This window comes from Paenibacillus filicis, from assembly GCF_038070315.1.
Lineage (GTDB): Bacteria > Bacillota > Bacilli > Paenibacillales > NBRC-103111 > Paenibacillus_G > Paenibacillus_G filicis.
Map to the genome: position 1 here is coordinate 183,137 of NZ_JBBPCC010000008.1, position 21,117 is coordinate 204,253.

General features: G+C 56.3%; 17 protein-coding genes and 1 pseudogene. 13 read left to right on the forward strand and 5 right to left on the reverse strand.

Features of this window, described 5'->3' with window-relative positions; genetic code table 11:
- Nucleotides 1-18: 18 nt before the first annotated feature.
- Nucleotides 19-1,485: an alpha-amylase gene (locus WMW72_RS14485; protein ID WP_341416200.1), complete on the reverse strand. Its 1,467-nt coding sequence runs from the start codon at nucleotides 1,483-1,485 to the stop codon at nucleotides 19-21.
- A 364-nt stretch (nucleotides 1,486-1,849) separates the two neighbouring features.
- Between WMW72_RS14485 and WMW72_RS14490 the strand changes: the two genes are divergently transcribed.
- Nucleotides 1,850-3,064 (forward strand): MFS transporter, encoded by a 1,215-nt coding sequence (locus WMW72_RS14490; RefSeq protein ID WP_341416201.1) that lies wholly within the window; start codon nucleotides 1,850-1,852, stop codon nucleotides 3,062-3,064.
- 49 nt (nucleotides 3,065-3,113) lie between these two features.
- Nucleotides 3,114-3,674: a DUF1697 domain-containing protein gene (locus tag WMW72_RS14495; protein ID WP_341416203.1), complete on the forward strand. Its 561-nt coding sequence runs from the start codon at nucleotides 3,114-3,116 to the stop codon at nucleotides 3,672-3,674.
- Nucleotides 3,675-3,842: 168 nt separating this feature from the next.
- On the opposite strand, the gene WMW72_RS14500 is transcribed toward WMW72_RS14495, so the two are convergent.
- The gene (locus WMW72_RS14500) at nucleotides 3,843-5,030 is read right to left on the reverse strand and encodes an oxalate decarboxylase family bicupin (RefSeq protein WP_341416204.1); all 1,188 of its coding nucleotides are present in this window, start codon (nucleotides 5,028-5,030) and stop codon (nucleotides 3,843-3,845) included.
- Between the two features lie 159 nt (nucleotides 5,031-5,189).
- Between WMW72_RS14500 and WMW72_RS14505 the strand changes: the two genes are divergently transcribed.
- The 5 genes from WMW72_RS14505 to WMW72_RS14525 all read left to right on the forward strand — a co-directional run bounded on the left by WMW72_RS14505 (nucleotide 5,190) and on the right by WMW72_RS14525 (nucleotide 10,278).
- Nucleotides 5,190-5,630, forward strand: a complete 441-nt coding sequence (locus WMW72_RS14505; RefSeq protein WP_341416287.1) for an ester cyclase — start codon at nucleotides 5,190-5,192, stop codon at nucleotides 5,628-5,630.
- 379 nt (nucleotides 5,631-6,009) lie between these two features.
- Nucleotides 6,010-6,906: an NAD(P)/FAD-dependent oxidoreductase gene (locus WMW72_RS14510; protein ID WP_341416205.1), complete on the forward strand. Its 897-nt coding sequence runs from the start codon at nucleotides 6,010-6,012 to the stop codon at nucleotides 6,904-6,906.
- A 133-nt stretch (nucleotides 6,907-7,039) separates the two neighbouring features.
- A complete protein-coding gene (locus WMW72_RS14515; RefSeq protein ID WP_341416206.1) occupies nucleotides 7,040-7,579 on the forward strand; it encodes a sigma-70 family RNA polymerase sigma factor in 540 nt (179 codons plus the stop codon).
- A complete protein-coding gene (locus tag WMW72_RS14520; protein ID WP_341416207.1) occupies nucleotides 7,572-8,042 on the forward strand; it encodes a hypothetical protein in 471 nt (156 codons plus the stop codon). Before WMW72_RS14515 ends, WMW72_RS14520 begins: the two co-directional genes overlap by 8 nt.
- Nucleotides 8,026-10,278, forward strand: coding sequence for a carboxypeptidase regulatory-like domain-containing protein (locus tag WMW72_RS14525; protein WP_341416208.1), 2,253 nt, complete (start codon nucleotides 8,026-8,028; stop codon nucleotides 10,276-10,278). The genes WMW72_RS14520 and WMW72_RS14525 overlap by 17 nt, the downstream gene beginning before the upstream one ends.
- Nucleotides 10,279-10,393: 115 nt before the next feature.
- Here the strand turns inward: WMW72_RS14525 and WMW72_RS14530 are convergent.
- Together WMW72_RS14530 and WMW72_RS14535 are read right to left on the reverse strand one after the other, a co-directional pair.
- Nucleotides 10,394-10,717 (reverse strand): annotated as a pseudogene (locus WMW72_RS14530) (Rpn family recombination-promoting nuclease/putative transposase); the annotation flags it as partial.
- A gap of 52 nt (nucleotides 10,718-10,769) precedes the next feature.
- The gene (locus WMW72_RS14535; protein WP_341416209.1) at nucleotides 10,770-11,726 is read right to left on the reverse strand and encodes a DMT family transporter; all 957 of its coding nucleotides are present in this window, start codon (nucleotides 11,724-11,726) and stop codon (nucleotides 10,770-10,772) included.
- A gap of 169 nt (nucleotides 11,727-11,895) precedes the next feature.
- On the opposite strand from WMW72_RS14535, the gene WMW72_RS14540 reads away from it, so the two are divergent.
- Nucleotides 11,896-13,257, forward strand: a complete 1,362-nt coding sequence (locus WMW72_RS14540; RefSeq protein WP_341416210.1) for an aminotransferase-like domain-containing protein — start codon at nucleotides 11,896-11,898, stop codon at nucleotides 13,255-13,257.
- Nucleotides 13,258-13,447: 190 nt separating this feature from the next.
- On the opposite strand, the gene WMW72_RS14545 is transcribed toward WMW72_RS14540, so the two are convergent.
- Complete coding sequence (locus WMW72_RS14545; protein WP_341416211.1) at nucleotides 13,448-13,675, reverse strand: PspC domain-containing protein; 228 nt, start codon at nucleotides 13,673-13,675, stop codon at nucleotides 13,448-13,450.
- A 332-nt stretch (nucleotides 13,676-14,007) separates the two neighbouring features.
- On the opposite strand from WMW72_RS14545, the gene WMW72_RS14550 reads away from it, so the two are divergent.
- The 5 genes from WMW72_RS14550 (at nucleotide 14,008) to WMW72_RS14570 (ending at nucleotide 21,115) form a co-directional block, all read left to right on the forward strand.
- Nucleotides 14,008-15,426 (forward strand): HEAT repeat domain-containing protein, encoded by a 1,419-nt coding sequence (locus WMW72_RS14550; protein ID WP_341416213.1) that lies wholly within the window; start codon nucleotides 14,008-14,010, stop codon nucleotides 15,424-15,426.
- Nucleotides 15,427-15,877: 451 nt separating this feature from the next.
- Entirely contained in the window at nucleotides 15,878-16,741 is an 864-nt protein-coding gene (locus WMW72_RS14555; RefSeq protein ID WP_341416214.1) for an ABC transporter permease, read from the forward strand.
- Nucleotides 16,742-16,753: 12 nt separating this feature from the next.
- A complete protein-coding gene (locus WMW72_RS14560) occupies nucleotides 16,754-17,623 on the forward strand; it encodes a carbohydrate ABC transporter permease (RefSeq protein ID WP_341416215.1) in 870 nt (289 codons plus the stop codon).
- A gap of 66 nt (nucleotides 17,624-17,689) precedes the next feature.
- Entirely contained in the window at nucleotides 17,690-19,282 is a 1,593-nt protein-coding gene (locus tag WMW72_RS14565; protein WP_341416216.1) for an extracellular solute-binding protein, read from the forward strand.
- A gap of 117 nt (nucleotides 19,283-19,399) precedes the next feature.
- Complete coding sequence (locus tag WMW72_RS14570) at nucleotides 19,400-21,115, forward strand: sensor histidine kinase (protein WP_341416217.1); 1,716 nt, start codon at nucleotides 19,400-19,402, stop codon at nucleotides 21,113-21,115.
- Nucleotides 21,116-21,117 lie beyond the last annotated feature (2 nt).

Consider the following 21,117-nt stretch of genomic DNA (forward strand, 5'->3'; position numbering starts at 1 on the left):
TCCAAGCCTGCTTCGCCCTCAGCTGGCATCCTGTCCGGGAAGGGCCCAGACGGATACGCTGCCCCCGTTGACCGGGAAGACGGCCCAGCCGTCCTCTCCGATTGTAACCCGATCCTCCCGATTTCCGGTCAGATCGGCCCAGCTTTCGCTGGCCCGCTGTTCGCCGACATGCATCCGTTTATCTCCAGCCTCCCCATTCGAGAGGACAACGGCGCAGCCGGACTGCCCGATATCCGGATGACCGTGCCGTACCCAGCCTATCGTATTGGGATGATCGAAGTAATCGTCCTGCTCGCCATAGGCTTTGTGATAGCGAGCGTACAGGAGCGGATCGATGGCGGCCTTCTTTCCTTCTATCGGCTGCTCGCCCCCAATGCCGTAATAATCGCCGTAGAAGACGCAGGGATAACCCTCCTCCCGAAGCAAGATCAGCGCGTAGGCACTCTGCTTGAACCCGTCTTTCACCCAGGACTCCAGTGCTTCATGCGGCTGCGAGTCGTGATTGTCCACGAAGGTCACCGTGTGGGTCGGATGGGTCTGGACGAGCGTATCATCGAAAATCGTCCGCAGGTCGAAGTCCCTCCCAGCTTGCGACGCTTCGTGCAGCTTATAGTGGAGCGAGACGTCAAATAAATCGATGGCATAGTCCACAGTGTCCAAGAACTGCTGGCAGGCGCTCAGCTCCGGATTCCAGAACTCCCCGACGATATAGAAATTCTCCCCGCGCTCCCGAGCGATTGCGGCAGTGAACGCCCGGATGAATTCATGATTGATATGCTTGATGGCGTCGAGGCGGAAGCCATCGCAATCCAGCGTACGGGCCAACCACTGGCCCCAGGCGATCATTTCCTCCTGCACGACCGGATGGCTGTAATCGATATTGGCATACATCAGGTAGTCGTAATTGCCAAACTCCAGGTCCACATGCTCATTCCAATGCTTATTCTCGCCGACGATGCGGAAGATTCCCGACCGGTCTTCCTTGGCGTCATAGTCGGTGCCGTTGAAGTGCTCGAAGCTCCATTGAAACTCTGAATACGCCCCTCCTCGGCCGGGAAATATAAACCGGGTCCAGCCCTCGATATCGAATGGCTCGGAAATATCCTCTGTCCGGTTCTCGGGATTGACCTCGACGACCTGGAACGTTTCCTTTTCATCCGCACCGGCCTTATGATTCATCACCACATCCACGTAAACGGCCAATCCCTGCTCCTTGCAGGCGGCGATGGCCTCCTGCAGCTGCTGCTTGGTTCCGTACTTCGTGCGGACCCCGCCCTTCTGATCGAATTCACCCAGATCGTACAGGTCATAGACGCTGTAGCCCGTATCGGTGAGGGAATTGCTCTTGGTCACGGGTGGAAGCCAGATGGCATCGATGCCCTGCCGCTTAAGCTCGGGAGCCTGCTCCTGCAGCCTCTCCCAGTGCCTGCCGTCCGGCTCAACCTGCCATTCAAAAAATTGCATGATCGTATGATTGCGCTCCATCTGCCCAGCCTCCTTGGCGTATGTAAGTTTCACGTTCCCCGGTAACGACCGGTGCTGACGTTTATTTACTTACCCACTGGATCGGCAGGAGTAACGGCAACTTTGCAGCGAATGGGTATCATTTATTTTTTCTCTTGTGCTGCAGACGGCGATCTTTATAATAGAGAATAATCAAATTACGGAGGTGTCCAGGAATGCGAAAGAGCAACGGATTTTCCCAGACTATGGCAAGTAGCCGACAAAATTTGAATCGGCGCGCCGGGTGCATGCAGGCCTGACTTGGGAACGATGAAGCCGGTCTGAGTGACCCTGCGTTTGCCGGGAGGGCGGGGTCTTCTCTATGTTTTCAGCATCAACTGTTTTTATGATCATCCGGTCGGTCGGGGCGCTTGCCCATTCGACGATGGCTACAACGTTTACACTTTATCTGGTTGCAGCCCTCGGGCTGAATCCATTGCAATTGCTTATCGTAGGTGTGGTGCTGGAGGCGGCTGTCCTCGTGTTCGAGGGCTTGACCGGGGTGGTGGCGGATACGTACGGCCGGCGTATTTCCGTTATTATCGGCATGTTTATTGTCGGATCAGGCTTCGCTCTGCAGGGCTTGGTCGTTACCTTCGAATCGCTGGTGCCGGTCATCCCGATGTTCGGCTGGCTCCTGCTGGCTCAAGTTCTGTTCGGTCTCGGGCATACGTTCATCAGTGGAGCGGAAACGGCATGGGTAGTGGATGAGGTCGGCGAGGAAAAGATGGGCCTGCTGTTTCTGCGCGCCAACCGCTTCGGACAGGTCGCCTCCCTGACAGGCATCGGTATAGGTGTAGGACTGTATCAGCTGTCTCCGAGTCTGCCGCTGATCAGCGTCGGGGTCTTGTACGGACTGCTGGGTCTCTTCCTCATCATCTGGATGAAGGAGACCGCCTTCGAGCGCCAGCCTCGTGCGGCCGGGAGCGGACCTTGGATAGAAATGAAAGACACCTGGCTGTCAGGTTTGCGGGTCATCCGCAATCAGCCGGTCCTGATCTTCATAGTGATCGTAACGGTGCTGTCAGGGGCCGCTTCGGAGGGATACGACCGTCTCTGGGGCGCACATCTGATGCAAGGAATCGGCTTCCCGGCGGACGTCCCGCTATCGATGGCAGCCTGGTTCGGGATCATCTCGGCGACAACCGCCATTGTCGGCTCGGCGTTGCTGTGGATCGTGGAGAAGCGCCTGGATGTGAATAAGCCGCAGATCGTGGCTGTCAGTCTGATGGTGCTGATGGCGCTTCGGATCGGAGCGATGGTGTCGTTCGCCTTCGCACCGGACTTTGCCTGGGCCATCGGGGCCGTGCTGCTGGTTGGACTGATCGGAACGCTTTATCAACCGATGTACGAAACCTGGCTCAATCAGCATATCGAAGGGAAGTCCCGGGCTACCGTGCTCTCGATGATGGGACAGTCCGATGCTCTGGGGCAGATCGGGGGAGGACCGCTGGTCGGCTGGGTCGGTACCCGCTGGTCGCTGCGGGCATCCTTGACCGTATCGGCTGTGCTGCTATCGCCGATTATTCTCGTGCTGGCCCGTGTGCTGCGCAAGCGCTAATTGCCTAGGTTAGCCAGCGTCATCATACAATAGCGGAGGAGGGTAAAGCATGGGCGTGTATATTGCGCTGCTTCGCGGGATTAACGTCAGCGGACAGAAGCTGATCAAGATGACGGAGCTGAAGCGCATGTTCGAAGAGCTTGGGTTCTCTCGTGTGCAGACATATATCCAAAGCGGCAATGTGCTGTTCGAATCGGCGGAGCCGCAGCAGGGCGAAGAGCCGCTGTCCAAGCGGATCGAGCGGGGGATTGAGGAAGTCTTTGGTTATCAGGTGCCGGTGGTGATCCGGACACTGGATGAGCTCGTCCACATCCTCGCTAATTGTCCGTTCCCTGCGGACACGTTAGCTCCAGGTGAGAGTCTGTACGCCGCGCTGCTCGCTGAGTCTCCCTCCCCGGAGGGAATCGAGCGGCTGCTGGCCTGCCGCAGCGACATCGACGATTACCATCTGGCTGGCGACGAGGTATACATCTTGTGCCGCCAAGGCCTGGGGAAGTCTCTATTCTCCAATAACTTTCTGGAGAAGAAGCTGAAGGTTGCGGCGACGACCCGGAATTGGCAGACTATGAACAAGCTGGTCCAGCTGGGCCAGGCGATGGAGCTTGGGTGAATGAAGCCGCCAGAATCGAATCTGGCGGCCTGTCGGATGTTGAGACGCGGGCGGGGCGGGTATAGCGCTGCTGCGGCAGATCTAGCAGGCTTGCCCGGCTGCCACGAGAGGATCGCTATGTTTCGCGCTCCCAGGCAGCTCTAAGCAAGATTGCCTGCGGCATCGCGATTAAGACTTGGACGGGTGGCTGTAGGACACGACCGGCCATTTTTCTTTGCGCAGGGCATGGATCAGTTCATCGCCGACATGCAGCGTATCGCGTATGAGATCAGGAGGGGTCAGAGCCATCCATTGATTCAGCGAGATGTCGGCGAAGCGGTCGCTTTGGAACATTTCTAGGAACCATAGGCTGGTGCTGCCTGTATTCTGGACATAATGGCCGAACGCAAACGGGACATAGCCGACGTCTCCTGCACGGAAGTCAAAGGTCCGTGCCTTGCCGCCGGAAGCAAAGGCCGTCATCCGGCCTTCCCCGCTTAGGTAATACTGCCACTCATCGTTATTTGGATGCCAATGCAGCTCGCGCATGGCACCCGGCTTCACCTCGACCAAGGCTGCGGCGATCGCAGTCGAGATGGGGAAATTTGAGGAGTCGACGATCCTTACCGATCCGCCGGGTGTGATCAGCGGCTTCTGGGCGAGCAGCCGGTGCGTAAAGCTCAGCGGGACTGTGCCATAAGGATCGGGGCCTGTTTCTTCGGCGATGGGACCGGGGACCGATGCTTGGAACATGTAGCGTTCGCCTGCAGGGATATGGGCGAAGGCGCTCTCCGGCACGCCGAAATTGGCAGCCAGCACATCTCGGGGCGTATGGGCGAACCAGTCGCTGATGGCGAAGGTGTCATTGTCGGTGAAGTCGCCGTCATTGAAGACAAGCAGGAACTCACAGCCCTCCTCTAATCCCTGGATCGAGTGAGGGATGCCCGGAGGGAAGTACCACAGATCGCCCGGGCCGAGGTCGGCGATCATCCGGCGGCCCTGCTGATCCACGGCAGTGATGCGGGCACGACCCAGCAGCATATAGGACCACTCCGCCTGCTTGTGCCAGTGCAGCTCCCGGACGCCACCGGGCGTGAGGCGCATGTTGACCCCGGCCAGCGTCGTGGCGATCGGGAGCTCCCGCATCGTGACTTCCCGGGACCAGCCGCCTGGCTCTAGTCGCATATGCGTGTCGGAGAAGGAGAACTTCAGGTTGGGAACGGTACCGGCATCGGTGATCGGAGGCACGAGAAGATCGGGATTCTGGATATCCCGCCAAATGTCACGGGGACCCGGGTCGGTAGCGCCAGCTCCATCTGCCCGGATGGGCTGCGGGATTTCCTCAGAGGCTGCCGGGTTGGAAGACTTGGGATTCATGCAGACACGCTCCTTTACGTAACATGACGGTAGCATATTCAACCTAACGTATTCGATGAAGGACATTATTATTCAACTAAAAGCGGAGTTAGGCTTTCGGAGTGTGTAAATTTCTTTGAGGAATTCTTGAGTTGAGAAATGGAGTGTGAGAGTATGGCGTTGACGGCTGAGGAGGTAGTCCGGCTTTTTTTCGAAAAAGTCCGCTCCGGGCGCGAGCTCGGGGATGCTCAAAAATACATGGCACCGCGGGTGCTGGCTCATCAGATGACGGCCGAGCAGGAGGTAACGGTGGAGAGGACGCCTGATGACTATGCGGACCACGTCCGCGAGATGCAGGAGGCCTTCGGTACCTTTGAATTGGATATCCAGGAGCTGATCGCTCAAGGAAATAAGGTATATGTCCGATGGAAGCAGAGAGGTACTCATGTGGGCGAGACGGATGGCTTCGCACCGACCGGTCTGCCGGTGATCGAGATCGCGAGCGCCGTATATCGGGTAGAGGAAGAACGGATTGCGGAATATTGGATTCAGATTGACCGCACAGGCATTCGCAGTCAGCTGGAGAGCCAGGCGCGGGCTTCGGTCAAGTCTGTGGACTGACTGCAAAGTATATATGGGCCAAAGAGCCTGTGGGTGAACCGCAGGCTCTTTACTGTGTCGCTCGCAGTGTTGTGGCAGCACCCAGGGGAGGTTTGGGGAGTTTGTTCTGGGGGAAGTGATATTTGTCCTGGGATATGATGTGCTCAGACGCTGTTCCACGGGGAACGTCTTGCGTAGTTTAATCTTCTTCGGATGAGGAAATCCGGCAGGTTGCTCTATCCGTACAGGGCCGTAAGCCACGTTCGGGCCAAGGGATAGGAGCATAAACAAGGTTCGTTGTTCCAAGACGGACGAATGAGACTTCTACTCCGAATACACTAGGTATAAGGAATGGAGGATGTTCATGGCATGATAGGCCATCTGTAAAGGAGAGACAGCCATGTTGTTCGATTGTGCGATTATCGGCGGCGGTCCAGCCGGCTTAAATGCAGCGCTTGTGCTTGGCCGGGCAAGACGCAGGGTCATTCTGTTCGACGATAGCAAACCACGCCATGCGGTCACAAGAGCCTCCCATGGATTTATTACAAGGGACGGTATATCGCCTGGGGAATTTCGTCAGGCGGCTTACCGGGACCTCAGCCGATATCCGGCTGTTCAGCGCAGTCCGAGGAGGATCGTCGGCGTGAACCCATCCTCAGGGTTCAGATTGACCACTGACCTGGGCGAGTCCTATGCGGCGCGTACGCTTCTGCTGGCCACAGGTCTACAAGAGTCGCTGCCATCCGTTCCCGGCATACGTGACTATTATGGCATCAGCTTGTTCAACTGCCCGTATTGTGACGGGTGGGAGCTGCAGGGGCAGCCTCTCGTGGTGATTTCGGAGCAGCCTCAGGCATTTGCAATGGCCAGGACAGTGAGTCAATGGAGCCGGGATCTGCTCGTCTGCACGAACGGCCGGGGATGCTTGACGGACAGTCAGATCAGAGAACTGCGGCAGAAGGGAATCGGCGTCTATGAACAGCCGATCCGCTCGCTCCAGGGCGCCAACGGCAGGCTGCACAGCCTTCAGCTGGAGGATGGTCAGGTGCTGGAGCGTTCGGGAGGCTTCGTGGCGACGACCTGGTTCCAAGCCGCTCCGTTTGGCCGGGCGTTAGGCTGCCGGATAACCCCGCAGGGGGGACTGATAACGGATGGCTTCGGCCGGACCTCTGCTCCGGGCGTCTACGCTGCGGGGGACATCTCTGGGACATCGCCCTCACAGCTGATTGTCGCGGCTGCGGAGGGCAGCCGTGCGGCTATCGGCATCAACACGGATCTGACCCGGTTGGATTTTTGAGGAGCTGAGGTACGAAGGCGTGTGCATCGAAGAAGTGCAGTCCTAATCTTTTTTTTCTATGGGATGGAAATGTGCAACTCATACGGCTCAGCCCGCATCTATATAGGGAGGGGGTGGAGCGGGCCTGGATGTCGTGCGGAGATTGAAGGAGAAGGATGAGGCGGCGCTGCTCGTGCTCATGGAGCAGTACGGCGACGAGCTGCTGCGGACCGCCTACCTGCTGGTGAAGGATCATCAGACTGCCGAGGAGGCGGTTCAGGATACATTTGTTCAAGCCTATCGGAGCATCGGGCAGCTCCAAGACCCGAGTAGGCTGAGGAGCTGGCTGATGCGAATCGTCATCAATTGCTGCCGCACGAGAATGCGGACCTGGAGCTGGCGGAAGGTGCTTCCATGGGCCTGGGTGGAGCAATTGGCCGAGGATCAAGGTCGCTATGCGGCTCCCGAAGAGCAGCTCGTGGAAAGCTGGGGCAGAGAGCGGCTGAGCGTGGCGATTCGGAGTCTGGACTATATGTACCGCGAGGTTATTGTGCTGTATTACTACCAGGAGATGAGTGTGTTGGAGATTGCCGCGCACACCGGCTGCAAGGAAAACACGGTCAAAGCCAGGCTGGCCCGGGGGCGCCTGAGGCTGCGGAAGATCTGGGAGCGGGAGGAGGAAGCGGATGTCTGAGGAGAAGGAGAAGAAGACGGAGAGACTGGGGTCTGGCAAGCCGCTAGCTGCGGGTGTTCGGGCGCGACCCGAGGGCTGCAGTGAAGTGCAGGCTGGTGATACGCTATACGAGACGTTGGAGCCGCATGATCAAGGGTCTGATTCCATCAGAGATCGGCTGGATGCAGAACTGAGCGGTACGCGGTTCACGGGTCAGCACAAGGTGCTGGAGCGGACACATCCGAAGGGATGGAGACAGAAGCTCTCATCCTGGTGGAATTCGGAGCTTGAGCTCCCGCTCGTGCCCGTAAGCCTCGTGTTTCTCGTTCTGTTCGGCGCCGTGGAAGTGAATCGTCTGCAGTCGTCCTCCTCCGGAGGGAAGACCACCGCTCAGGAACGCCGTGAATTGATCGAGGTGGGAGGCAGCACGTATTGGAAGGATGAATTCGACAAGGCGGTGGCGAGAAGTGAAGGTCAGGGTTAAAGTCAAGCATCTGGTACTGGGCCTGCTCTCGGCCTCGCTGCTGTATGTGCTATTCCTCTTCGCTGTTCCGCAGCTGCAGCGTTATCTGGATCGGCAGGCCGTCCTGAACGGGACGTTCAGTGACAAGGAAACGCTGTTTCACACCCTGGAAGCCGCTCAACCGGGCAAGGGGCGATGGGAGCTGATCAAGTCCGCCATCATTGAGCGGGGGGACGATTCCATCGTGCAGAGGTATCAGGTGTATGTGGGGCCGGATTATTCGAGTTCGGCAGGTGAGAATGAGGGTGGCGTTCCAGAGTTGACCGGAGACGAGAAGCGGCCCTATCTGGAGGAGTACGTCGAACATGGACCGGTAGACGGGTATCTGGTGAGGGCCACCCGGCAGCTGGTTTTGTATTATGACGGCAAGCTGGAGCCGGAACGGGCGGAGAAGGCGTTAGTCGCCGCAGAGCATCGTATGGCGGGCAGGCCAACTGATCTCCGGTGGAAGGAGCTGCAGCTCGACCGGGCTAAGCTATACGCTTCAGCCGGGCAGCCGGAGAGGGGATTAAAGCTGCTGGATGAGCTGACCGGAAATCTCAAGGACATGGAATCGTATGATTCGTTTGTAAACGTCAAAATCGCAGATCTGCGCGTCCGGCTGCTGGGGCAGCTGGGACAAATCCCTCAAGCGTTGGAGGAGGTCGAGCGCCGGCTGAGCTCCCAGCAGGACACTCACCCTCAGCTGCAAACCGGGAACAGTCCAGTTCAGATCGATCAACTGCAAATGCTGAAGTCGAGGCTGGAGCAGGCTGTCGTCAAGGGGCAGCAGGGACTAGCTGTGGTCTCGGGCACAATCAAGCGAAGCGACGGCAAGCCGCTGACCGGCGCAGGGGTGTTTCTGCGGGAACGAGGCACCGCCAGTCGCAGCGTGCAGCCGGAGGATCCTTATCAGACGGTAACCGATGCGGAGGGCCGGTTCACGTTTAGCGGGGTACTGCCGGACAGCTACCAGCTCCAGCTCGGCTTGCGGTTCGAGCAGATCGACGGCTGGACCTGGCCTGTTCCTAATCATGAATGGATCGACGTCAAGGGAGCCGAGAAGGTGAACCGGGATATTATCCTTCAACCGCTGATGAAGCTTATAGCTCCGGTGGACCAGCAGGTCATCACCGGCGATTATGTCCGGTTCGAATGGGAACCGGTGGCAGGCGCTGCCTTCTATAATCTGAGCGGCAAGGTGCAATTGAGCGATGGGACGATCGGCTCTGTGCTGGCTATGAACATTGGGGCGACACAGGCAGACATTCTGGTCGAGAAGCTGTACAACCACCCGTTCGGTGTCTCCTACAAGATGGCGGAGCAAGGTCAGGAGCCGAAGCCTGATCCGATTCCGATACTTGGTTTCGCTAACCCGGAGAACCGTTTTTCCTGGAGTGTGGAGGCATTTGACGCGTCGGGCCGTCTCCTGACGCGAAGCGACGGATACCGGCTTCAGGAGAAGACGATGGGCAAGCTGCCCTTCTTCTATCTGCAGCAGCGTAAGCTGACTGCTGCTGACCGGCTTCTGCTGGACGGAAAGTTCGAGGAGGCGATGCGAGCCTATGGGCAAGCTTTGGAAATCGATGCATCGGACCTGCATGCCTTACGTATGCTGGTTCGCCTATATGAGGTGGAGGCTTCGAGACAGCGGCAAGGGGGCATCCCGGAGGAGGCCCTGCCCTATGTGAAGCGGCTGGTCGAGCTGAGTCCAGCGAGCCATTATGTATTCATGCTGCTTGAGGATAGCCTGAAAAAAAGGCAGTGGGCCGATGCGGACCATTATCATGCCTGGCTTGCCGAGGTAGGCGAAACGGGCTCCTATAGTGATTCGATCTATGCTATCGGCTTGTTGAGGCAGGGCAAGCTTCAGGAAGCGTCGCGGCTTCTCCGGACGGCTCTGGAGCAGGACGATAGCCACCGCTTTGTTGGGGTCTATCTCGCCGTACAGCTATACCTCACCGAATCGCTGCCGGATGCCCTGGCACTAGCCGACCAGTTTCCCGAGCGCTCGTTCGGTCAGCAGCGGCCGGTTTGGTCGGCGCTGCTGCAGGCGCTGCATGAGGAAGACCAGGCTTCGTCCGGCTACATGGAAGAGCTAAAGGCGAAGCTGGCCTGGTTCTTCGCGGACGATGCGGCGCAGATGGACGCGTGGTCGCCGCCCGCCGGGCAAGGCGCCATCATGACCTTCCTGCAGGAGCTGCGGAAGGTCCGGTAGACTGCTGCTGAAGCGGAGGGTCAGCTCCAGCGTCATCCAGTCTTTAAGAAAAAAATCGTCTCTCCCTTGTTCATAGGGAAAGACGATTTTTTAATTGTATTTTTTCGTCTGCAGATCATCGAACCTTCTTCAACGACTCGACATCGGCTTCGGAAAGTCCGCTTGCCTTGGCGACTACGGAAACTTCAAGTCCTATCGAGAGCATATTCTTGGCAATCTCGAGCGCTTTCTTTTGTTCTCCCTTGACGATACCTTGTTCCGTAGCCCATTCGATCATGGACGCCTCGTCATGCAAAAACTTCTGCCGCTCTTCATATGAGCGCCGGGCTTCTTGGTCTTGACTCAGAAACTCCAGTGTATCCATCGCTTTCTTCAAGGTCGGTTCATTCATCTTAAGCACCTCCCAATTCGCTTTGTCCTCACTGCCAAAAATTAATATAGCTCATGTCAACGCTTGGCTAACGGACAGTGTATCAAGCGGGACTCTAGAGTTAGGAGTCCAAAGGCACCCCCTTGCGTTCGGGACCGGCCGCAGGAACCTTTCGCGCGCGCTGTGTATTTGTGCCGATGACGCCCGCGATAATCATCACGGTGCCTACTGCATGGAACCATTCCAGCTTCTCCTGCAGGAAGACGACGCCGGCCAAAATCGCCACCACGGTGGACAATTGGTTGAAGGTTGTCATCTTGGCCGCCTCCATGCGGGATAAGGCGAAGTTGGACAAGTAAGAAGACAGGAAAGATGACAGAATACCCAGATAAGCAATCGAGATGATAAACGACAGATGGGTGAAGGGCAGGAAGTAGTCACCCAACGTGCCTGCGCTTACATTGCGCGAGATGGCTATGGCATGGAACGTCACGAAGCCGATGACCGTCATCACATAAGTCAGCTCCAGCGAACTGAACCGCTTGACCAGCTTGCGGACCAGGATGGTGTAGCCAGCCGATGACAGTACGGACAACAGGATGAGCACTGTGCCGATAAGCGGTGTGTTGCTGAGGCTGCCGCCCTTCATCAGGAAGATGAAGAGGACGCCGGCCACGGACAGGGTCAGGAATACACCTTGCGTTAGCGTCGAGCGTTCCTTCAGGAAAATCGCTGCCATCAGCATGGAGACGATCGGCAGCAGCGCATACAGAATGCCGGTCTCGGAGGATGAGGCGTAGACTAGGCCGAAGGTCTGGAAGGAAAAGAACATTGCCGGATAAAACAGCGCAAGCGGCAGCAGCGGCCACAGTTCGCGGAAGCTGCCCTTGATCTTGATTTTCCCCATCAGCAGGGGAATGGTGGCTGCGATCAGCGCGACCGAGAAGCGATGGGCCAGCATATCCAGAGGATGTGCTGCGGTAAGGGCCATTTTGACGAACAGAAAGGAAAAGCCGATAATTGCCGCATACAAGATGGCAGCCGTGTAGGCGGAACGCATCGATGGGGGCTTATTCATGAGAGACGCCTCCTCATACAGAATACAGACGAGCCATCAGGTTCGAGGGATCATCCGTCCATACTTAATTGGATCTGCTTCCATCGTAAGCCCCAATGCCTTGTGGTACAATATGTATAAATGAAAACTGTACCGGTACAGTCTATGGAACATGGAGGTGAGAACTGCAGTGCTCAAATACATGCTTCTGCTGAATGAATTGGAAGGGCTGCTGGATAGCGGTGCTATCCGTGAGGGCGGCAAGCTTCCGTCCGTCCGCCAATTGGCAGAGAGTCACAACGTGAATAAAGCAACGGTGATCCGCGCGCTTCAGGAGCTGGAGAAGCGGCATCTGATCTATGCCGTGCCCCAGAGCGGGTACTATGCGGTCGGCAAGGAACGCCAGGCGGAGGAGAGCAGTACTCGGAATCTTGACTTTGCGACATCGGCTCCGGATCCGGATGTATTTCCTTATCTGGACTTCAAGCACTGCATCAATCAGGCGATCGATATCTACAAGAACGAGCTGTTTGTCTACGGCACGCCGAAGGGGCTTCCGACGCTCATTCCCGTCATCCAGAAGCAGCTCGCGAATCATCAGGTCTTCACCGATCCGGATAGGATTGTCATTACGGCTGGCGTGCAGCAAGCATTATCGCTGCTCGTGGCTATGCCGTTCCCTAATGGCAAATCCAATATCCTGATCGAGCAGCCCGGCTATCATCTGCTGATTGCGCATCTGAAGACGCATGGCATCCGGGCGCTAGGTATCGCAAGAGACGAGAGAGGCCTGGACTGGACGGAACTGGAGCGGATGTTCCGCGAGGAGGATATCAAGTTCTTCTATACGATGCCGCGGTTCCAGAATCCGCTGGGTGTCTCCTACAACAAGCAGGAGAAGCTGAGGATGCTCGAGCTGGCTGCACGCTACGACGTCTATCTGGTCGAGGATGATTACATGGCCGACTTCGAGACAGACACCAAGGCTGACCCGTTATACGCCTATGATACGGGATCTCCCTCCCGGGTTATCTATTTGAAGAGCTATTCCAAAATCATCTTCCCCGGCTTGCGGGTGGGGGTTGCAGTGCTCCCCGAGGAGTTGGTCGGGATGTTCCGAAGCTACAAGCATGTGCTGGACATCGACAGCTCGATGCTGTCCCAGGCTGCGCTGGAGATTTACATCAAGAGCGGGATGTTCGAACGGCATCGGCAGAAAATCAGCGGCTCCTACCTTCAGCGGTCCCGTGTGCTGCAGGGCAGTCTGGAGCGGGCCAAGGAACGGCTGCCTGCGAAGCTTCAGGCGGGCTTCCCCAGCAAGTCTCCTTTCATGCATACCCATCTGGTGCTGGATCGCTCTGTGAACGTTGGTGCCTTGATCAGCCGGATGCGGAAGCAGGGCGTTCTGCTGGATTCCATCGACAAGCATATGTTAAGTACGTTTCCTCTTCCCAACCTGCTCAAGCTGACAGTCTCCAACGTCAAGGAGAAGGATATCGAGCAGGGCATCCAACGGATTACCAACGGATTGCTGGCGTTGTACCGGGGGTAGCAGGAGTCAGAGGTTCATGGTCCTTTTCCCCCTTCTATAAAGTAAGTGAGCATGTGGGCATACATGTCTATTTTTTAGCCTTGGCGTGAATGCGCTCGTAATTGGGGAGGTTCCAGAGAAAAGCAAAGAGCCGCAGGCCAGAGGCTTGCGGCAATGAGCGTTTATGGATGCGCGTTGACTGGCTTAGCTGTTAATAGCCGTGATAAGGTCCAGGGCCGTAGTGATGATGATGCACCGGCTCCTTCGGAATAACGATGCTCGCGATGATATACACGAGAAGTGTGGTGCCGAAGCTGCAAATGGCCGAGATGATCCAGATCAGCCGGATCAGGGTGGCGTTGATGCCGAGCCATTCGGACAAGCCGCCGCTCAGTCCGGTAAAGGTGCTGTTATAACGGGAACGGAACAATTTATTCATGAGGAAAAACTCCCTTCCTATTTTCAATTTCGTTAGCGCTATCGTTGATGTCTTTATTGTAAGGCATGGCAAGCCGGCGCGAAACCGACCTGTGACGGTTTGAATACTGGACCTAAGGCGGGGTGGCATCCGGTTCTGCAGACGTGGCAGCCACGCCCTGGCTCCATTCGTCTGTCCATTTATCCGGCAAATCCTTAGGAATAGAAACAACTCTGTTGCCGCTGCGGAGCCGCCTTAATATTATCCAAACTCTGCTTAGCTTCCTCTATCCCAATCTGTCCGTGTTCTTTCTATAATCGGGTTATTCCGATATTGGGAGGCTGAAGAGAAGGATGGACAAAAACAATCAGGTACTGCTTACGGACGAACAGGTGCAGCAATTTATCACGGATGGTTTTTTGATTTTGCAGACAGACTTTGCGCCAGATTTTCATGAGAGCCTGATGGCGCAGTTGAATAAGGTGTACGAGGAAGAGGGCAATCCGGGCAATAATCTGCTGCCACGGATTCGCGAGCTGCAGAAGGTGTTCGACCATCCGGTGATTACGGGGGCGCTGACCAGCGTGCTCGGTCCGGATTATATGCTGCATGCCCACCGGCATGGACATTTTAACGCGAACCCGGCTGCAGGAGGCTGGCACAAGGACAGCTACTGGGGCTACGATCGCATGCGCAATCACCACCCTTGGTGGGCGATGATCATGTATTTCCCTCAGGACACGCCGCCTGAGCTCGGACCGACGGGCATTATGCCGGGAACCCAGAACTACGAGACCCGGATCTTCGCCAAGGACGATGCCTCCGGGGAAGCATTGGCTAGCGGTGGAGCGGGAACCTTCGCCCTGATTCATTATGATATCTGGCATCGGTCGACCCCTAATATCCTCGGCCATCCGAGGTACATGCTCAAGTTCGAGTTCATGCGGACTGAGGCGCCGGCTAAGCCGTCCTGGGACGCCAAGGGGAGCGCTTGGTCCCATCCAGCAGGGTCCGCTGAGGGAATTCCTGTGCATGACCGGCTGTGGGAGGAAAGCTGGAACTGGCTGTCGGGACAGCTCGGCAGCATCGCCGGCTCCCTGCCGGACGAACCGTCTGCGGTCCGCGGGCTGGCGGAGAAGCTGGAGGATGCTTACGAGCCGGATGCGCTGAACGCGGCCTATGCTCTGGCCTCGGCAGGCGAGGGCGGGCTGCAGGCTCTGCTGCAAGCCCTGAGGCACGAGAGCACAGCCGTCTCCAGGCTGGCGGCCTACGGATTATCCGTTAGCGGAGAGAGCGCCGTTCCTGGACTGATCGCAGCGCTGGATGACGCCCGGGCTGCCACGGTGATCCACGCGGCCTTCGCGCTGGGGGAGCTGCGTCAGCTTGCAGCCGCGGCTGTGTCTCGGCTGACCGCCCTGCTGGTGGAAGCTTCTGCGGAGGTGCGCCGCACGGTCGTGGAAGCGCTGGGCATGATCGGCTCCGGCGATCCGGAAGCGGGGGCTGTCCAGGGATTGATCCAGGGCTTGCAGGACGATGATGCTCAGGTCCGCTTCATGTCAGGGCTTGCGCTGACCCGTCTCGGCCGCTCCGGGGAGGCAGCCGTGCCGGCGCTGGAGCGCGCGCTGGATGACGAGAATCGCTACGTGCGCGCCCATGCCGCGGAGGCGCTCCGCTATATCGGCACACCCAAAGCCCAGGATATTCTGATCCGCGAGCTGTTCCGGTCGCGGTGGTGCGCCACCACGACGAAGGAGAATGCGTTCTACCCATAATAAACGACATCTAGGATGGTATGCGCAAAGAAGCCGTCTTCGTCCGCCTGCAAGGCGGCCCTGGAAGCGGCTTCTTTGCTGTGCCAACGTCAAGAGAGAGGATACAGGTCCCGGAACTGGCTCGGAGAGAACCCGCTATGCTCCTTAAACATGTGGGGAGACAGCTGCACGACCGCTCCCTCGCAGCTCACTATAGCTGCCCTCGGCATCAATACCGACTTGACGCGGGCAGCTTTTTAGCCGAAGCCCGGCTTTTCTGGCAATTGGCGTAAGATTTTATAATAATAACGGAAAATCCAAGAAATTTGCCCTGCTGTCCGTATGTTAAGCTATGGAAAAATAAAGAGCAGGTGATGACATGCAGCAGGCCAGGTCACAATTAGGCACAAGAGCCGTCGGGTCCCGCACCGGCTTGAAAGCCCGGCTACGAACGGCAAGCCGATATAAAACCATGTATATGCTTCTATTCCCGGCCTTGATCTATTTTGCCGTCTTCAAGTATATCCCGATGGCAGGGATTATCATCGCCTTCAAAAACTACAACATGGTCCTGGGCCTATGGGATAGCCCGTGGGTGGGACTGCAAAACTTCCGGGATTTTATAAACGGCGTATACTTCTGGGACATCATGGGCAACACCATCATCATCTCGCTGTATAAACTGCTGTTTGGCTTCTCGGCTCCCGTTGTGCTGGCTTTGCTGCTGAACGAGGTTTCGGCGCAAGGATTTAAGCGGGTCGTGCAGACGATCACCTATTTGCCCCACTTTCTATCCTGGGTCATTGTGTACGGATTAATGGTAGCGCTGTTGGCCCCGGGTGACGGCCTGATTAACGTACTGATGAAGGAAAACGGTCTCACCCCTGTCTCGTTCCTGACGGAGCCCGCCTGGGGCCGTCCTCTGCTCATCCTGTCGGAGATCTGGAAGGATATCGGCTGGGGGGCAATCCTATATCTGGCGGCCCTGGCGGGCATTGACCCCAGCTTGTACGAGGCGGCCCGCATGGATGGTGCTTCCAAGTGGAGACAGCTTTGGCATGTGACCCTGCCTGGGATTAGCGGCGTCATCATTCTGATGCTTATTCTGAAGCTGAGCCATATTCTCGATGCCGGCTTCGATCAGGTCTTTATGTTTGCCAATACGTTTAATCAGGAAAAAGTGGATATTATCGATACCTGGGTGTACCGTGAGGGCCTGGAGCGGCTCCGTATAGGCCTGGCTACAGCCGTAGGCATGTTCAAAGCCATTATCGGATTTGCCCTGGTGCTGATTACCAATAAGCTGGCCAAGAAATTCGACGGCCAGATCTGGTGAGGAGACAACGATATGATTAACATGACATTCGGAGAAAAGATGGGCCAGGCTATCGTCTACGGGCTATTGTCTCTGCTGGCGGTTTTGTGCCTGTTTCCCTTCGTGTATGTAGTTGCCGTTTCGATTACGCCCGAGTCGGAAGTATTGCGTAAGGGGGTGGTCCTTATCCCGGAAACGGTGACGTTCGCAGCCTACAAGGAGGTATTCTTCTCCCGGGGAATCGGTCAGGCGTATCAAATTACGCTGTTCCGGACTCTGGTAGGAACAGCCCTGAACATGCTGTTTACCGTACTGGCGGCTTACCCTCTATCCAAAAAAAACCTGCCGGGCCGCAGTCCCTTTCTCCTGTTCATCGTGTTTACCATGATGTTCTCCGGCGGACTCATCCCAACTTACCTGCTGATCCGCTATCTGGGGCTGCTTAATTCGCCCTGGGTGCTGATTATACCGGGGTTGATCAGTGCGTTCAATCTGGTCATTCTCAAGGGCTTTTTCGAACGGCTGCCTTATGAGATCGAGGAATCGGCCCGAGTGGACGGGGCCCATGAGCTTCAGGTGCTGGGCCGGATTATTTTGCCCCTGTCCATGCCTGTGCTGGCTACCGTATCCCTGTTCTACGGGGTAAGTCATTGGAACAGCTACTTCGATGCCATTGTCTACATCAACGACGCGAAGCTGATGCCGCTGCAGGTCGTCCTGCGCAACATTCTGCTCAATGTCCAGTCGCAAAGCGCGGAATCCCTGTCGAACCTTGAGCATGTAAGCACCATGGCCTTACAGATGGCGGCCGTCGTGGTCACGACACTTCCGATTCTGGTCGTGTACCCGTTCTTGCAGAAGCACTTCACCCAAGGGGTGCTGATGGGTTCCATTAAGGGCTGACGAGTCCAAGTTCCTCGGCATATTACGGTTCATCCGTGATAGTATACAAACAAAGGAGAGGTCATTATGCAACGTAAAAGGCTCGTATTCCCCGTACTTGCGGCCATGCTGGGTCTGGGGGCACTGTCCGGCTGTACCGGGAATGAAACTACGCCGGAGCAGCCAGGCTCCGCTGCAGGCGGCAACCCGTCCGCACAAGGGAGCAAATTCCCCAGCAAGCTGAAAATCTCCATGTTCAATCAGGGCACGTTCAATGCGGCAGCGCCGGTTCCTTCGCGGGAGGAGGATGTTCAGCGCCAGATGCTGGAGAGCGCCATGAACATCGATCTGAATATGGTCATTCCGCAGGCGGGCCAAGCTACGACCAAGCTGAATACGCTGATCGCGGGCGGGGATATTCCGGATCTGATTTTTCTGAAGACCCGGACCGATCTGGCCCAATACGACGACCAGGGCATATTGGCGGATCTGACGCCCTACATGGATCAGTTCCCTGAGCTGAAGAAGCGCTTCAGCGAGGACTCCTGGGATGCGATGAAGTATAAGGGGAAGATCATAGCAGTACCCGGTTATGACAACGTGAACGGGGTCCGAAGCCTGTTCATCCGCAATGATTGGTTGAAAAAGCTGAATCTTCAGGTGCCCACAACGCCGGATGAGCTGTTCGAAGTGATGAAAGCGTTCACGGAGCGGGATCCAGACGGCAACGGCAAGAAAGATACCTACGGGTTCATCGGCGGTATGAATAAAGAAGGCGTGCTGCAAACCTACGGCTTCGATGTTCTGATGTGGATGTTCGGCGTAAATCCTCCGAATGCCATTGATGTGAAGGATAACAAGCCGGTTCTGCTATTTACCGATCCGAGAATGAAGGAAGCTCTCACTTATATCAACCGGATGATGGAAGCCAAGGTGGTGGACCCGGACTGGGTGACCATGAACACGCCTGACCTGCTCGACCAGAAGCTGTTTAAGGGCAAAGTTGGCGTGATGGTCAGGGATGCGCGCAGACTGGAGCCGGATGCGCAGCAGAAGATGCAGGAAGTCGGAGGAGAGGTCCCGGAATGGATCATCATTCCGCCGATGAAGGGACCTTACGGCGATCAGATTCTGGAGACCAAGACGTACCAGAGCAACTCCTGGGCCATCTCGGTTAAAGCCGGCAAAGATAAAATTATCCGGATCCTGTCGATGCTGGAGTATTTATTTACGGATGAGAAGGTCTATCCGCATTATGCTTACGGAGTAGAAGGCATCCACTGGAAGCTGGTGGACGGCAAGGTCAAGAACATCATTCCCGAATTAACCAAGGAAGTCAAGGACAAGTATGCCTGGGTGGATCATTACAAGTTCCCTCGCCGGGGGGATGATGCGGAATACTTCAGCTTCAAGAATCCGAAAACCGCCGAAGCATTCACGAATAATCAGCAGTATGTCATGCCTACCTTGCCGGGAGCGGGTCTAACGGACGACCCGAATGACTCCAAGGCCGCCGAGCGCGTACGCTACATTAATGAAACGCTGATCAAATTTATGAGCGGCAAGGAGCCTCTGTCCAATTGGGACACTTATATCAAGACGCTGGAAACCAAGTTTGACTTGCAGAAATATACCGATCATATAACAGCCCAGTTGAAGCAGCAGGGCTATATCAAGTAATCGGCAAGGATAAGAGGGGGCTACTTTCCGGTCCTCTCTTTCGCTCGCTTATGCTATGCTGGAAATAAATTAGCCTGTAAGGGAAGACCGCCGATGCGAAGAAGAGCCAGCCTGCCCATGAAATTGTTTCTCCTGTGCTTTGCGTTCGTTCTGAGCTGCGTCATGCTGATCAGTCAATTGTCTTACCGCTATATCCAGAACGAGATGACAACGAATGACGTATTTTATCTGCAGCAGATCGTGGACAAGGTCGATCAGTATCTGACTCTGAATTTCTCTTCCTTCCAGACGATTCTCTTCTCGCTGGAGACCTCCGTACAAGCCAACATGGACAATCTGGAGGTGATCCGCAATCAGGTCAGGCAGTTGTATCAGATGAACAGCGGCTATGTGAGCAATATCTATCTGATCAAAAGCGACCTGTCGATTATTGGAGGCAGCACCGCGACCCGCATTTTTGATGAAGCGCTGACGGAGAGGAAGCCGCTGTTCGATGCAGCGGACCGCAACCGGCTGACAACGATCGTCAGCGAGCCTTACCAATCGCCCTATTCCGGCTGGACCATTACGATGGTCCGGTACTTGAACAACGCTCCCGTGCCCATGGCCGTAGCGGTCGATCTGGATCTGAAGGCCATCGAGGAGGCCTTGTTCAAAATTAACAAGCAGGAGCAGATGGACCTGGCGCTGGTGACTCCCTCCGGCCAAGTCATCGCAGGCTTCTCCCAAAGCGGCGGAGCCGTGACCGTGCAGGATCACACGTTTGCCATCGGAGATATGCCCGGGGAGCAACTGGTGGATACGAACGTGTCCCGGCTTCAGGTCCGTTCGCACGAAGGGAAGCAGATCGCTATCCTGAAGCAGCCGACGGAGAAGTTCAATTGGTTCATTCTGTCCGTTAACGATGAATCCCGCTTGAATGCGGCGTTAAGCAGGCTGGAGAAGTATTATATGGGTCTTTTGCTTGGGGGGCTAGTGTTAAGTCTGCTCATCTCCTTCATTATTGCCAAGTATATCCGTACCCCCTTGTACAGGCTGAAGACCAAGATGAAGCGCGTGGAGCAAGGGGATCTGGAGACGGTGATTTCCCTGGACCGGAATGATGAGTTCGGCGATCTGTCCAAGGCCTTTGACCGGATGCTGGAGCAAATCGTCGAGCTGATCCGGCGGTCGGACATCCAGAATGAGCTTAGGAGAAAGCTGGAGATCCAAGTGCTGCAGTCTCAGATCAATCCCCACTTCCTGTACAATACGCTGGGCGCCATCAGCCATGTGTCCCACCTGGGGCAGCTGGATAAAGTGGATACGGTTATCGGTTCGCTGATCTCCCTGCTGGAGTATGGAGTTGCCGATGCTCCCAAGCAGGTGGTGCTCCGGGATGAGCTGCACAATGCGGAGGATTATATCGCCATCCAGAATATCCGGTACAACCGGAGCTTTCAGTTCAGCACTCATGTCGAAGAAGGCTTGATGGATTTTCCCGTATTCCGGATGCTGCTGCAGCCTCTGGTGGAGAACAGTATTTTTCACGGCTACAGCGGCGGGCAGACGGAGGGACCGATTTCCGTTCATGCCTTTCGGGACGGGCCATTTACCGTCATCGAGGTGGCGGATCAGGGCGCAGGCATCCCCGGCGACAGGATCGGTCAACTGTTGACCTCCGAACCGGAAGAGGAGGCAACAGGCCGGAAACGAATCGGGATGAATAACATCCACCAGCGAATCCGGTTGCATTACGGCGAGCCATACGGCCTGCAACTGATAAGCACGCCGGGGAAGGGGACCCGTGTCCGGGCTTTATTTCCGGCAACTCCAGGGAAAGGCGGAGCGTGAGA

What these genes read in the sequence shown, in the direction of transcription:
- WMW72_RS14545 (WP_341416211.1), bottom strand. Translation starts at nt 13,675, where the DNA reads ATGAATAAATTGTTCCGTTCCCGTTATAACAGCACCTTTACCGGACTG.
- WMW72_RS14570 (WP_341416217.1), top strand. Translation starts at nt 19,400, where the DNA reads ATGAAATTGTTTCTCCTGTGCTTTGCGTTCGTTCTGAGCTGCGTCATG.
- WMW72_RS14495 (WP_341416203.1), top strand. Translation starts at nt 3,114, where the DNA reads ATGGGCGTGTATATTGCGCTGCTTCGCGGGATTAACGTCAGCGGACAG.
- WMW72_RS14510 (WP_341416205.1), top strand. Translation starts at nt 6,010, where the DNA reads ATGTTGTTCGATTGTGCGATTATCGGCGGCGGTCCAGCCGGCTTAAAT.
- WMW72_RS14550 (WP_341416213.1), top strand. Translation starts at nt 14,008, where the DNA reads ATGGACAAAAACAATCAGGTACTGCTTACGGACGAACAGGTGCAGCAA.
- WMW72_RS14490 (WP_341416201.1), top strand. Translation starts at nt 1,850, where the DNA reads ATGATCATCCGGTCGGTCGGGGCGCTTGCCCATTCGACGATGGCTACA.
- WMW72_RS14485 (WP_341416200.1), bottom strand. Translation starts at nt 1,485, where the DNA reads ATGGAGCGCAATCATACGATCATGCAATTTTTTGAATGGCAGGTTGAG.
- WMW72_RS14500 (WP_341416204.1), bottom strand. Translation starts at nt 5,030, where the DNA reads ATGAATCCCAAGTCTTCCAACCCGGCAGCCTCTGAGGAAATCCCGCAG.
- WMW72_RS14565 (WP_341416216.1), top strand. Translation starts at nt 17,690, where the DNA reads ATGCAACGTAAAAGGCTCGTATTCCCCGTACTTGCGGCCATGCTGGGT.
- WMW72_RS14560 (WP_341416215.1), top strand. Translation starts at nt 16,754, where the DNA reads ATGATTAACATGACATTCGGAGAAAAGATGGGCCAGGCTATCGTCTAC.
- WMW72_RS14535 (WP_341416209.1), bottom strand. Translation starts at nt 11,726, where the DNA reads ATGAATAAGCCCCCATCGATGCGTTCCGCCTACACGGCTGCCATCTTG.
- WMW72_RS14555 (WP_341416214.1), top strand. Translation starts at nt 15,878, where the DNA reads ATGTATATGCTTCTATTCCCGGCCTTGATCTATTTTGCCGTCTTCAAG.
- WMW72_RS14520 (WP_341416207.1), top strand. Translation starts at nt 7,572, where the DNA reads ATGTCTGAGGAGAAGGAGAAGAAGACGGAGAGACTGGGGTCTGGCAAG.